The organism is Bartonella sp. AP7XZML (assembly GCF_042195745.1).
Lineage (GTDB): Bacteria > Pseudomonadota > Alphaproteobacteria > Rhizobiales > Rhizobiaceae > Bartonella.
This window is the reverse complement of record NZ_JBHIOT010000013.1, coordinates 1-14,780: the sequence shown is the minus strand read 5'-3', so window position 1 is coordinate 14,780 and position 14,780 is coordinate 1. Positions and strand designations below refer to the sequence as shown.

Sequence of the window (14,780 nt, the reverse complement as noted above, 5' to 3'; positions counted from 1 at the left end):
TGAGCATGAGGCATGTTCTTTTGTTACACTTTTCGTATTTTTGAGGTGTGCAATGGGGTGTTTTGTAAGTGCTTTTGTTTTTAATGAGAGGGGAAGGAAAGTTTCGAGGGAACTATGATTAAAGTTTTTAGAAATCATGTATGTTTATGTGCTTGTACAACCGCTATCCTCTCTTTGCTTCAAAATGGAAGAGAAGTGTATGCGGCTGCAGAGGGGAAGGATAGTAAACCTTATGTTATAAAGGTTATTCCAGTTGTCTCTGCTAATTCTTCTCCTCAGCTTAGCGGGAGTAATAAGCATAAGCTTCCTCTTAGTGGAGAAAGTGGTGATAATTATTATCCTCCTAATATGATTAATGTTGGCAATAACGATGATGGTATTCGTGGGGGAAATGATTATCGTAAGCTGAGTGGATTAGCTGGGGAGAATGGGCGTAAGGAAAATGTAGATAATACGGTTAAAAATGAGCACTCTGATGGAAGAGGAGTGAATCTTGGGTTTTATTACTATAATCGGTTGTATTATATATGCGATAATTGCGGGGAGTCTAAAATTGATAATAAATCTTATAAGATTACGAATGAGAACGCTTCCTTCTATCCTGATGATCCTACTGCTATAACGGTGAAAGGAATAGGTACAGAAGTTCGCGGGGAGGATGTAACGGTTAGTAGTCAAGTTGCTGATAAAACTTTTCTAGTGGGGGTGCATGTATTAGAGAACGGTAAGATTGTTTTGGAAGATCCGATTATCAAAAATACAGTTATAGCCCTTCGTGCGAGTGATGGCGTGATTGAGGTAAAAAATGGCAAGATTAAGGCAAGTCATGAGGGTGTTGATGCAACAGAGAAATCGTTTGTTCTTTTAGAAGATACAGAAATTAAGACAGCTAATGGGAATGCAAGTCTTTTAAGTTATGATCATTCAGAAATTTGGATGTCAGGTGGATCAGTTGATTTTATGAACAGCCATGGGATTTCTTCGATGTTAGGTGGAAAAGTAAATCTCGAGAATGTTAAAATTACTGGGAAGGGTGATAAAGGTAAGGATCGTGCGGTTGTGCATATGGATTTAGGGGGGGCTATTAATTTAGAGGGTACTATTGTTAGTACTGGTGGGGGGATCCATGGCATATTATTAGAAAATATAGTCAATTCTATTCCTCTTCAGGAAGTTAAAGATTTATCAAATGAGGATTCTGATTCAAAGATTCCTGTGACTGAAGTTAATATGAAATCCTCTTCTGTTACCGTAAATGGTAAGGGATCTTATGGTATCTATTTTCGGGGAGAGAAGCCATGGAGTGAAGGTGGGGATAAAAAAGAAGAAATTTCATCAGAGGAAGAAAAAGTTCCACCACGATTAGAAGTTGTTAATTTGGATAAAACAGAGTTTTCTGTTTTAGACGATGCGGCTCTTTATGGTAAAAACATGATTTCTGGTGCGGTGGGGTTGGTACACAGCACTCTTCACTCAGGGAATTTTTTATTAAAAGCTGAGGAAGGTGCTTCTATAACAGTTTTGGCGGATGCTTCTACTCTTGAGGGTCGCACACACGTTGATAAAAATTCTAATGCTGAGCTTTATTTGGGAGGCCGTTCTCAATGGATTTTACAACAACCGTTGCAAAAAGATCAACACGAGGCTGCACATGATTCTTCTATTTCACTCGTTAGTCTTATGGATGAGAGCTCTATTAATTTTAAAAGACACGAATCTTCTTCTGTTGATGATTATCAAACCCTTCGTGTGGGAAAGGGAAAGGGTGAAGTTTATAGAGCACAGGGCGGTGCCTCTATTTCTCTTAATACATACCTGAATAAGGGCGGTGATCTTGATCATCAAAAGACTGATCGTGTTTTAATTCATGGTGATGTTTCGGGAAAAACAAAGCTCCAAGTGCATGGAGTTACAGGAAGTCCAGGAGGATATACGGGAAAGGGGGGGAATGCTGAAGGTATTTCAATCATTCAGGTTTCTGGACAAGCAAAGCAAGATTCTTTTCAGTTGGAAGGTGGTTATGTAGCGTTAAACGCATTACCTTATCAGTATAAGCTTTATAGTTATGGTCCAGAATCTGAGTTTGGAAAAGCAAGTATGGATCAGAGATTAGTTGAAGGGAACGGAGAATTTTGGGATTTTCGCCTTGAAAGTAGATCTATAGATTCTGATGTTAAACCTAAACCAGATCCTGACCCAATTCCAGGTCCAGCTCCTTCTCCAGCACCAGCTCCGGAGCCTCATCCTCGTCCTAAGCCGGGCGTTAAGGCTGTTGTTCCGCAGGTTCCGAATTATCTCCTTTTACCTAATGCCTTACGTCATATTGGTTTGATGAATGTGAGCAATCAAAATAAGCGATTAGAAGCTTTGCGAATTACTTCTGGGGGCTTATTAGAAAGTCGTGAAAATCCTTTCTTTTTTGTGAGCGGTTATGGCGGCAATCATCGTTATACTTCAAATCTTTCCGCGCTTGAATATGGTTATGGCGGCGAGTTTGATTATAATGCACTAGAGGCTGGTGTTTTGCTGAAAGCAATCGAAAATACGTATGGTTCCACTTCTTTTGGAATTATCGGGGCTTACGAGAGATTTTCTTTGCAACCTTTGAATGTTGAGCAGAGTCAAAAAAGTACATTTGATAAATGGTCAGTTACAGCATATGGTGGTATGCTGCATGATGCAGGTTTTTACGTTGATGGTCTTGTGTCTTATGGTTTGTTTAAAGGTGATGTTCTAACAACTGCACGTGGCAAGACGGCAACATTAAAGGGAAATCCTTTAAGTGCTTCATTGACTGCTGGTAAAACATTTATGGTGGGGGAGAACGGTTTTGTTTTTGATCCGCAAGTTCAAGTTGTTTATCAATATCTTCAATTTAATAAAGTGCGTGATGTGGACGGCTTTGATATTGATTTAGGAAAGCTTCATCAATGGATAGGGCGTATTGGGGGGCGTTTAACAAAGAGGCTGGTTGCTACTGATGAGGCTCAAGTTGTTTCTTTCTATGGCAAGCTTCATCTTGCTCATGGTTTTGAAGGAAAACAATTTGTGCATTTTAAAGATGCTTTTCAGCTAGGTGCTTTTGGTTCTTCGTTAGAAACTGGATTAGGTTTTAATGCCCAATTATCTCAAAATTTTGCGCTTTACGGCGATTTGGTTTATCAGCACAAACTAACGAAAGCTGGTTTTTCTGGAACGAGTTTTTCAGGTGGATTGCGTTATCATTTCTAGTGTTGTTCCTGTTTTTGATTAATCTTTCAAAAAGCTACAAGTTATACTTGTGGCTTTTCTCATTATCTATTCATTTTGTGTTATAGCATTTTTACGAGAGTGTGACTTTGCATATCTTTAATATGCTTTTAGGTTGGACTTCTTTCATTTTTTTGAAAAGTCTGAAGAGTTTGTACGTTATTGTTTCAAAATGCGTATTTCAGAGTGATTATTATATTATTTATAATATTTTGATTTATAAAGATATTTTTTAATTTAGGGCGCTGAAATATTTTCAATGCTCTTATGATGAATCCATAAAAAGCATTCCTTTGTCTATTATATGTAAGATTGGCAAGTGGATAATCATTTAAGAAAGGGTCAATATAATTTTGGGAATTATGTTAAGAGGAGAGGATTTACAATATTAGAAATTGGCAAAGACAAAAATGCTACTCAGGCGCAATGAGGGCTGTATCCGATGAACTTTATATTATATCCGCTGTCGTTGTGAAATGGGGATGGAAATAATGAGATATATCTGAGAAAATTGGTGAATGAGAAACACAATGATATATTGTTTTGGAAAATATGTTTTCTTCAAAGGAATTCGATAAATAACAGGATGAAGTCATGTGTCATCTTCACTTTTTAAAAGTACGGCTCTGAATGCTTTCGACTGTTGTAAAGTTGAATTAAAAGGAGATAGTAAAATCGGAACTGATTTTTACACGTTCCTACTTTTTATTAGACTGTCTTACCATGAAGATTGCCTAAAAGACGTATGTGAACTCTTGTTTCTCAATTTTGGCATATGTTTTGTCTGCTTACAGAGTGTACACTGTTTCAATATAATATTATCGTAAGGATGTTGATTATATCCGTTCTGGCGGTGATTAGACGGCAGTTAAAGTAGGTGTTCTTAATGCATGTCAACTGACTAAGGGTGTTTTTGACTAACAACGTTAAAGGTGATTTTTCTGTCGTTCTTCAGTTATATTTTTGCAAATTCTTTGTAAAAGCGACAGATTTAGATTGTATTTTCGAGTAATTTTTTAATTCCATATTTACATAAAACACAAAAAATATTAATAAACTCACAATATTAAAACCTAAGCGTATTAAATATTTTTCTTTTGGTTAAGTTTTTTGATACGTTATGTATAGATCTTAGTAAGAAGAGGGGGATTATGGTGGAATTATGGTCAATCTATTTAAAAATCGCTTCTCCTTATGTACTTTTACAACGGCACTTCTTTTTTTGACACACAATGTTGGTGTTTTTGCACGCAATGCTGAATCTCAGGTTATCTCTGGAAAAAAGCAGTCTTCATGTGATCAGAATGCAGCGTTTTATCAGTGTGGTGGTGGAGAGCATGAAATTAATAATAAAGTTTATTCGCTAATGGATAAAAATGTTAATGGTGTTTATGGAGCCATAGAGGCGTCTAAGGAAGGTACAATTATTCGTGGCAAGAATGTAACTGTTAAGGGTATTTTGGATGAAAAGAATAACTCGGAAAACAATTTTTGGAAATATGGAGTAAAGGTATCAGAAGAAGCGGGCGTCTTTCTGAGCGATTCCACGTTGAGTGGGGTTTTAGTGGGGGTGGAAGCTCAAGGTGGATTCATCGTAATGTCTGGTGGATCAATTGATGCAATCAAAGTGGGGGCTTTTGCTGGAGGAAAATCTCAAAGTGGTGTTGATTTAACGAATACGCAAATTAGCCTAGGGAGAGTTGGGGTTAAAGCAGGAGAAAAAGGATATCTTATTTTAGAGGGTGTCTCTATTACCGGCAAGGGGAGTACCGGCAAGGATGATCAAGGGCTGGATGCAGGTCGTCAGGCAGCTTTTCATATATCTGAAGATGGTTATGTTCAGTTTATGAAAGGGTCTGTTGATGTTACTGATGCTCATGGGCTTTTATTGCAGGGAGATAAAGCTCCTCAGATTAATATCGGAGATTCCAATATTACAGTGAAAGGTAATGCATTTTATGGTATACACTTTGAAGGTGTGGCTGCTTCAGAAGGTTTGTCAGAGGGAAAATCATTGCGCGTTGATTTGAAAAAGACGCGTTTTGTCGTTCCAGATAGTATAGCTGTTTATAGCAGTCAATCTGGAAAGTCTAAAATATTTTTAAAGGAAACAAAGCTTTTTGGGGATTTGTTGCTGAAGGCTGATCGTAACTCTTCTATAGAGGTTGTTGCTGATGCTTCTGCACTTGTCGGTCAAACTCAGGTTGATAACAGTTCTAAAGTCGACCTTATCTTGGGAAATAATTCACAGTGGGCTTTATTGCAACCAAGACAGAAAAAATTACAAGATCCTAATTATAGAGGTGTTTCGTTTATTTCATCGGTACACCTTTCTAATAGTTCCATTACTTTTGAAAAACCAAAGTCCAGTACTGATCATGCATATCAAACGCTTTATATTGGAAAAGGAACAGGTATTGTTTATCAGGCTTTTGGTGATGCTTGGATTCATTTGAATGCACGTTTAAATCCTAGTGATACAAGTGATCATCAAGTAACGGATCGGCTTCTCATTCATGGTGACGTTAAGGGAAGAACTATAGTCCATATACAAGGGGTTGCGGGAGGTTTAGAAGAAAAAAATAAAAAAGCGCATAGTGTTTCAATTATTCAAGTTTATGGAGATGCATCGTATGACTCTTTTCAACTGAATGGACAGTATGTTGCCTTAGAGGGGGCCCCTTATAAATATGTACTTCGTTCTTATGGTCCAAGTGTTACTAGAGGGGAAGAGCATGTTAAACAGAAATTTGCTTTGAATGGAGGGGCATTTTGGAATTTTCGTTTAGAAAATGAATATGTTCAAACTGCTGATTATAGAGAAACTCCTATGGTTTCTAAACGTATACTTCCTGCACATGTTTCTGTTGAGGATATTATTCCCGAATCTTCTGGTGATGTTGTGCCAGCGTCTTCTACAGATAGTCTTTCTGAAATTGAAAATGTTTCTCTGTCTCAACGAGGTGTAAGATCTGTTGTTCCTCAGGTGCCAACTTATCTACTTTTGCCGAATAGTTTGTTCCAGGCTGGTTTGATAGATATCAGCAATCAAAACAAGCAGTTGGAGATAGTACGGACTAATCTTAGTGGAATGTTGCAAATTCATGAAAATTCTGCTTCATTTTTGCGTGGCTATGGTGGGAATTATCGTTATGCCTCAGATTTATCTGCGCTTGAATATGGTTATGGGGGAGATCTAGGGTACTATGCACTAGAGACAGGTGTTTTGCTACAAACTGTTGAAAATGTTGACAGTGTTATATCCTTTGGGGTTATGGGGTCTTATGGAAAGCTTTCTCTACAACCTCGAGATGTTGCACAAAGCCAAAAAAGTACATTTGATAAATGGACTGCTACAGTTTATGGCAGTATGCAGCATGATGTAGGATTCTATGTTGATGGTTTGTTATCTTATGGTCTGTTTAAGGGAGATGTTCTGACAACTGCACGGGGTAAAACGGCAACATTGAAGGGTAACCCTTTAAGTGTTTCCTTGATGAGTGGTCAGAAAATTGCCACAGGATATGAAGGTGTTGTTTTTGATCCACAGGTTCAGGTTGTTTATCAGCATCTTCAATTTAATGAGGCCCGCGATATTGATAATTTTAATATTGAGATGGATAAACTTGATCAATTGATGGTGCGTATGGGTGGTCGCTTGATAAAGACTCTTACTGCGTCTGAAAAAGATCGTGATGTTTCTTTTTATGGAAAGATCCATTTTGCCCATGATTTTGGAAAAGAAAGGTCTGTGCGCTTTAAAGATTCTTTCCAGTTAGGGGCTTTTGGTTCTTCTCTAGAGGCTGGATTAGGTCTTAATGCTCGCTTGTCTCAAAAATTTGCGCTTCATGGTGATTTGGTTTATCAGCATAAGTTGAGTAAAGGTGGTTTTTCTGGAATCAGTTTTTCTGGTGGATTGCGCTATCGTTTTTAGGATGATCATCTTGAGGTAAGTTGTTTAAAAAACCACAAGCATAGCTTGTGGTTTTTTATTATTTGTTTGCAACTTTTTAAATAAGTTTTTTAAAAAAATGTTTTTTTTGCATGAGCAAGTTTGTTTCTTTTTAGAAACGAGATAAGGCTTTCTGGTTTGCAGTTTTTGCTTCTTATGCTGTTTTTCCTCTTTGAGTTTATTTTTATTAAATTCTCTTGAAATTACTGCTTTGAGGTGGAATTTTTATTTCTATCTATATTTTTACGCGTTTTTATAAATAATACAATTTTAAATTGTGATATTTTGGGATTCTGGCTTTACATAAAACATAGGGTGGATATATAAAATACAAAACGTATTTTAAATTATCACGCGTAACCAAAGTTATTAAACAGAACGCGTGTTTTTTGTTTTTAGAGAAGGGGAAGAAAGTTTGTAGAAAATTATGTTTAAAAATCATCTCTCTTTATATCATTTTACAACGGTTATTTTTTTCTTTGTATACAATACTGATGCAGGTGAGATTTCTTCTGAGAAGAAGCCATATTCATGTAACGAAAGTGCCTCATTTTATCGCTGTAATGATGGTAAAATGCATGAAATTACCAAGAAAACTTATCAACTTACGGGTGAAAGTTCTTATGCTGCCATAGAGGCATCAGGGAAAAATACAGTCATTGAGGGAGAGGCTATAATCATTAACGGTATTTCGAATGCACATGGACATTCAGAAACAAACGCTTGGACAACAGCTGTAAAGTCCTCAAATGGGGGAGGCGTTGCTCTATTTGATTCCATGTTAAATGATGTGTCGATAGGGGCCGATATTAATGATGAGGGAGCTTTTGAGATGCAGGATGGGGTGATTAAAGCAACCAGAATGGGGATCAGTGTTGGGGGTAAAGGGTCGTTTGTTTCTTTGACCAAGACAGAGATTAAGACATCTTCTGATGCGATAGGTCTTTTGAGTCATAATGGTGCAAAAATTTATATGAAAGGAGGAAAAATTGATTTTGCTGATGGTATTGGTGTTCAAACAGGAGGAGATGGAGAAATTAATTTAGAGGGTGTTTCTATTACTGGGAGGGGGAAACAGGGAACAAATATAGATAATCATCGTGAAGGCTCTGTTTTTAGTATGCTTCAGGGGAAAGGCTCTCTTAATTTCCAGAAGGGAAACGTTAATGTCGACAATGCTCATGGCATTGTAGTGCAGGGAAATAACCATAATGCTGCTCATATAAAATATTCCAATGTTTTTGTGAGAGGGAATGGATTTAATGGCATGCACTTTTTTTGGGAAGCTGTCTTAAATGATAAAAAAACAATTATACCTGGAAAAGGGACTGTCCATTTGACAAAGACAACTTTTATGGCTCCAGAAAGTACGGCTATTTATAGCCGCGAATTCGAAAGTTCTGTTAAACTCTTACAAAATTCAAAAATTTCTGGAGATTCACTCCTGAAAGCTGTTGAGCGTTCTAATGTAAAGATTGAGGCTGATGCTTCTACCCTTGTAGGAGGCGCACATGTTGATGAAAGTTCTACAGCTAAGATAGATTTAAAAAATGGTTCAAAGTGGATTTTATCGCGACCAAAATATGATAAATTGCAAAATTTTGATGCTTCTGGTTCTAATTTAGGGGACTATTCCTTCATTTCATCGGTCAATCTTACGGATAGTTCTCTTGTTTTTGAAGAATTAAAATCTAAAAAAACAAATGGTTATCAGACACTTCTCATTGGAAAAGGATCTGGGACTGTCTATAAAGCGCACGGTGATGTGAATCTTTATCTTAATGCATATTTGGATAAAGGCGGAGCTCTGCAAGAGCAAAAAACTGACCGGCTTTTAATCAATGGTGATCTTGAAGGAAAAACAACAGTTCATGTTTATAAGATTCCTGGAAGTCCAGGGGCATTGACGGGAGAGGGCGGTAATAATCAGGGGATTTCCATTATTCAGGTTTATGGAAAAGCCATGGAAGATTCTTTTCAGTTAAAGGGGGGGTATGTCACACTTGAAGCCTCTCCCTATCAGTATCATCTTAAGAGTTATGGTCCAAGCTCTTCTTTAGGGGCGGCAGATTCCAATCAAAGAGTGCTTAAAAACTCCGGAACATTTTGGGATTTCCGACTTGAAAGTCAATTTGTTGATTCCACTTCTCTTGATTCCACTAAAGTTTTTCCTGTTCTTGATTTGGTTGTCCCCCCTTCTTCTGATGATATTCCTTCTTTTCCTAAAATTCATCCTAATATTACTGGAGGTGAGGATGGTTCTATTGATTCTAACTCTCAGAAAAAATCTCAGGAGCCAAGTCTTTCTTCTCCTGTAGATTCTCCTGATAGGGGTTCCCATCTTACGACCACACCTAATGTATCTGATGTTTTTGTACTTGAGATCCCCAATCCTCTTTCCTCTCTTGCACCTGTTGTTCCCGCTATTGCTGAATCTAATCCAGTTGCTCCACCTGAATCTGGTTCACTTGTTCCGCCATCTGTTTCACCCACTCCTTCTGTTGTTTCCCCAGTTGCATCTGTTTCCCCTGTTCCGCCATCTGTTTCACCCACTCCTTCTGTTGTTTCCTCAGTTGCATCTGTTTCATTTGTTCCGCCATCTGTTTCACCCACTCCTTTTGTTGTTACTCCACCTGCGTCTGGTTCTTCTGTTCCGGCATCTATTTTTAAGCCTTCTTCTCATTTTGAGCCAAATGTGAGAGTCGTTGTTCCACAGGTTTTGACTTATATTCTTGTGCCAAATACCTTATTTTATGCTGGTTTGATGGATATCAGTAATCAAAGCAAGCAGTTGCAAGCGCTGCGAACTGTTTCTGGTCGGTTATTGAAAAATGATGAAAATCCCGCTTTATTTTTGCGCGGTTACGGTGGACATCATCATTATACTTCAAATTTGTCTGCATTTAAATATGGTGATTATGGCGGTGAGCTTGATTATAATGCACTAGAGGCAGGTATTTTACTCAAGAAAATCGAAAGTGCATACAGTACGACATCTTTTGGGATTATGGGAAATTATGGCAAGCTTTCTTTGCAGCCTCGAAAGGTTAAACAAAGTCAAGAAAGTATATTTGATAAATGGACAATCACAGCATATGGAAGCATGCAGCATGATACGGGTCTCTATATGGATGGTCTCTTCTCTTATGGTTTGTTTAATGGAAATGTTCTCACACTTGAGCGAGGTAAAACGGCTGCATTGAGAGGGAAGCCCCTAAGTGTTTCTTTAACTGCTGGTAAAACGTTTATGATAGGCAGCCGATATTTTATTTTTGAACCACAGGTTCAGTTTGTTTATCAAAATCTCCAGTTTCATAAGACTCGTGATATTGATAATTTTAATATTGATATGCGAAGTCCAGATCATTGGGGGATGCGTATTGGTGGGTATTTAACGAAGACACTTACATTTACTAAAGATAAAGATGCACATGTTCTTTCATTCTATGGTAAGCTTCATTTCATTCGTAGTTTTGATGATAAACAATTTGTATATTTTAAAGATGCCTTCCAGCTTGGTTCCTTTGGGACTTCTTTAGAAGCTGGATTTGGTGTTTTTTCGCAATTATCTCCCAAAATTATTTTTCATAGCGATCTGATTTATCAGCATAAATTTACGAGTGACGGCTTTTCCGGAACGCATTTTTCTGGTGGATTAAGTTATCATTTTTAATTGTATTTTTCTTTAATACATCCTTTGTGAAAGACATAAGCACAAAACATGGTTTTGTTGTGTCATTTTTCTGATTTTTGACTTTACATATAATACAAAACAAATTATATGTAACGGTACATAATAAGAATAATAAGTAGATGAACCAGGTGTGTCTTTTCAGTTTTTTATGAAGATAAAATAAAGGAAGTTTAGACTAAATTATGATTAAAGTACTAAAACGCTATGTGTGTGTTCTCTTACGACCTCTATTTCTTTCTTCGTGCACAATATAGATGTGAGTGCAGAAGATTATAGCCCCTCGTGTAATTCTTTTTTTGAGTCGTATTCGTGTGATACAGTTGATGCTTCTCGTACTTTTGGAAGTCGTAATAAGTTATATATGAGTGGATTGGATAGGAGGACTACAGGTGTTATTTTTACAATACGAACTCATAACATAGTTATTAAGCCGCAAAAAAGTAAAGGGGAAAAAGGCTTTCAGGAACTGATGGAATTTTAGAATTAAAGAGATCTGAGAAGATTACATCAGCAGTGGTTGTGTCAAAAGATAATAAAACTTCTTTTAAAAAGAGTTCTATTACAGGAAATGGCGAAAAGAAAAGTGGTAGAGATGCTACGTTATCTCAATCTGTGTTTGGTGTGAAGCAGGGTGGTTCTTTCCTTTGATGAAGGTAAGATTCAGGTTTCTGATGTTCATGGTATAGAGGCAAGTGTCTTGCTCAATGCGATTGAGGATACACATCACACTTTGAGCTTTGGAATAATGGAGAATAATGGAAAAAAACTCTCTACAACCTCAAGATGTTAAAGAAAGCAAAAAAGTACATTTGATAAATGGTCTATTACAGTATATGGCAGCATGCAGCATGATACAGGCTTTTATATAGATGTCCTTTTTCCCTATGGTTTATTTAAAGGGGATGTTCTCGCGCAAGCAAGAGGCAAGACAGCAACATTGAAGGAAACACCTTTGAGTGCTTCATTGATTGCGGGCAAGTCATTTATGACAGGCATAAAGGGGTTATTTTTGATCCGCAGGTTTAGGTTATTTATCAAAATGTGCGGTTTGATAAGGCGTCTGATATTGATGGTTTTGATATTGAGATGGGAAAACTTGATTTGTGGGTGATGCGTGTTGGTGGTCTTTAAGAAAGATGCTTGCTGCTTCTGAAGAGGCTCTTGTTGTTTCTTTCAATTGCAAGCTTCAGCTTGCCATTAGTTTTAGAGGAAAACAACGTGTGCGGTTTGAAGATGAATTCCAATGAGGGCTTTTGGCTCTTTTCTAGAAACTGGAATGGGATTGAAGGCTCAGTTGTCTTCAAACTTTGCTTTGCATGGAGATGTAACTTATCAGCATTGCCTTAGAAAAGGTGGTTTTTCAGGGATTATTTTTTCAGGCGGTTTATACTATCGTTTTTAGATACCTATGAAATATAGAGTGATTTTTACATAAGTTATAGAGTTTTTTATGAAGTATAAAGTGATTAGTTAAGTTTTATACTTGCTATTGTTAGTGTGTTTAACTTAATCTTATGGGGAATGTTTTTTATTTTTAACTAACAGGGGGAGAAAGGCAAATTGGGAATAAAGTTATGGTTAATGTATTAAGCGGGTATAGATTTTTATTTATTACAACGGCTATTGTTTCTTTTTTGCCAATCGTGAGTGTTAATGCGAATCCTAATAATTTAGGAACTTCCTGTAATGTATCAGGGAGTTTTTTTACATATAGCGATAGTAAAAAACATACGATAAGTAATAAAAATTATACTCCTTCTGTCTCTTCTCTAGATGATTTTGTTGCTGTCTTCTCTATAGAAAAAGAGGGAACTGTTTTAAATTTATTAGAGACAAATATTATCTCGCATAGGCCAAAGCAGTCATTTTTATATAGTGCATCTGTAAAAGATGATGGCAGGCTTGTTCTAACCAATTCAAATATTAAGGATATGTCCGGTTTTCGTGTTCAGAACGGGCAAGTTGTGATGAATAGAGGGAAGATTGAAGGTAGTTTGCAAGCTGTATGTGCAGAAGGAAAAAAAACCGATATTGCTTTAGTGAGCGTAAATATTGATATTGTATCAGATAATTTGAATGCAAAAGGGATTGGATTTGTGAGTAGTTCTGATGCATTCGTTAGGATGTCAGGCAGTACTATTACTTTTAATGAGATTGGTGCGTTTTCAACACAATTTGGGGGAAAATATCTTATTGATACAACCAAGATTCAGGGAAAAGGTAAGAAACATACGATTGTAGTTGATAATGAAACTATTGATGAATTTCCAAGAGCTTTTGACATATCACAGGGTGGTGATGTTCATTTGCGTGGTGATTCTATTCAGCTCACTGATATGCATGGCTTCTTGATTACGAATTTTGCAGGTTATGCAGATGCTGAAGGTAAATTGGTTCAAGAATACGCTTCATCAAATGAGTTTAAAAAGACAAATATTAAGATTGAAGGTACAGAAATTTCTGTTCAGGGTGAGGGAGTATACGGTCTGTATTTTTATGGATTAGGCCCAGATGTATGGGGTGATATGTTTAAGGTAGGGAGTGAAAAACTTTCAAAAGTAGAAAAAATTGTTTGGGGTGAAGCATCTTTGCATTTGTCACAGACAACTTTTTCAGTTCCCGATGGTATTGCCATTTATAGTACGGGAGATGATATTTATGGAGCTGAAGCTACCATTGAATTAACAGAAAGGACAAAGATCTCTGGTGATTTATTGTTAAAGGCTCAAAATAATTCTTCTCTATTGGTGAAAGCAAAGGATTCTATCCTTACAGGGGGTATTCGTGTTGAGGATGCATCAACTGTTCACTTAGAATTAACAAATGGCTCTGCATGGTATCTCACCAAAAGGAAACATACAGATTTACAGGAATCTCTTCCTGTAGATTCATTACTTTCGTCTATAAGCATTTCTGATAGCACAATTTTTTTTGATAAATTTATATCTCAAGATTATCAAACGCTATATATTGGAAAAGTATATATTGAGAAAGGAAGTAATCTAAATGACATAAATCCAATAGAGGGGATACAATATGATAAAGAAGCCTATAATGCAAAGGGAAATGTGCAGATTAAGATGAGTGCGTTTGTGAATAATGACGGCTCGTTTAATCCTCAAAAAACTGATCGTATTTTGATCTACGGGAATGTTTTGGGAAGTACACTGCTCATGATGGAGAAATTTTCCAAAACCTTAGAAGGAAAAGCTGGCAATAAAGGAAGTCAAAGTATTTCACTTGTTCAAGTTGCTGGGACAGCAGAGGAAAATTCTTTTAAGTTAGCCAATAGTTATACTACGGTGAATGGATTTCCTTATCAATATAAACTTCGTGTCTATGGTCCAAGTTCTTCTTCTGGAAATGCAGATCCAAAGAATAGATTGGTTGTTGGAGAAGGGGATTTTTGGGATTTTCGTCTCGAAAGTGTTTACATTGGTCCTGAATTAGATTCTTCTGAAACTGCTTCTAAGCCAACGTCTACAGTTTTACCTCCTCAATCTGAAGAAGAGACGGTTCCTTCTAAACGACCAACAGAGACTATTTCACCTGAACAACCCCCTTCTGTTGAGCCTCCATTTATACCATCTACACCTTCTTTGCCTGAAGGATCTGAACCGTCTGAAACATTTATCCCTACGGATTCGACGCTGACTCCTTCTGCACCAGTTCCGTCTGAGCCTCCCTCTGTACCAACAGTTCCGGAGGCTCCTTCTGCTGTGCAACCTATGCCTGCACCTTTTGTTCCAGTTGAAGATTCTACTGATGAGGTTCTGCCATCTGAGCCCTCTGCTCCGGAGGACACTTCATCTCTGGATACTGTTTCTCCTCCTTCTGCCCCTGTTGAACCAAAGCCTTCTCAGTCCTCTGATCCTTTAGATCCTT

At 37.2% G+C, this 14,780-nt stretch carries 4 protein-coding genes and 1 pseudogene; all 5 read left to right on the top strand.

Translation table 11 applies throughout. The features are described from left to right. Nucleotides 1–114 precede the first annotated feature (114 nt). Nucleotides 115–3,231 (top strand): autotransporter outer membrane beta-barrel domain-containing protein, encoded by a 3,117-nt coding sequence (locus ACFILT_RS00815; RefSeq protein WP_375678781.1) that lies wholly within the window; start codon nucleotides 115–117, stop codon nucleotides 3,229–3,231. Between the two features lie 1,180 nt (nucleotides 3,232–4,411). After that, entirely contained in the window at nucleotides 4,412–7,183 is a 2,772-nt protein-coding gene (locus tag ACFILT_RS00810; protein WP_375679437.1) for an autotransporter outer membrane beta-barrel domain-containing protein, read from the top strand. A gap of 445 nt (nucleotides 7,184–7,628) precedes the next feature. Then, entirely contained in the window at nucleotides 7,629–10,874 is a 3,246-nt protein-coding gene (locus ACFILT_RS00805) for an autotransporter outer membrane beta-barrel domain-containing protein (RefSeq protein ID WP_375679436.1), read from the top strand. Between the two features lie 697 nt (nucleotides 10,875–11,571). Beyond that, nucleotides 11,572–12,297: pseudogene (locus ACFILT_RS00800) on the top strand (autotransporter outer membrane beta-barrel domain-containing protein); the annotation flags it as partial. A 172-nt stretch (nucleotides 12,298–12,469) separates the two neighbouring features. Beyond that, the coding region (locus ACFILT_RS00795; protein ID WP_375678784.1) for an autotransporter outer membrane beta-barrel domain-containing protein at nucleotides 12,470–14,780 on the top strand (2,311 nt) is incomplete at its 3' end.

Bases quoted from the DNA above. Each gene is read 5' to 3' on its own strand.
- ACFILT_RS00815 (WP_375678781.1), top strand. From the start codon at position 115: ATGATTAAAGTTTTTAGAAATCATGTATGTTTATGTGCTTGTACAACC.
- ACFILT_RS00810 (WP_375679437.1), top strand. From the start codon at position 4,412: ATGGTCAATCTATTTAAAAATCGCTTCTCCTTATGTACTTTTACAACG.
- ACFILT_RS00805 (WP_375679436.1), top strand. From the start codon at position 7,629: ATGTTTAAAAATCATCTCTCTTTATATCATTTTACAACGGTTATTTTT.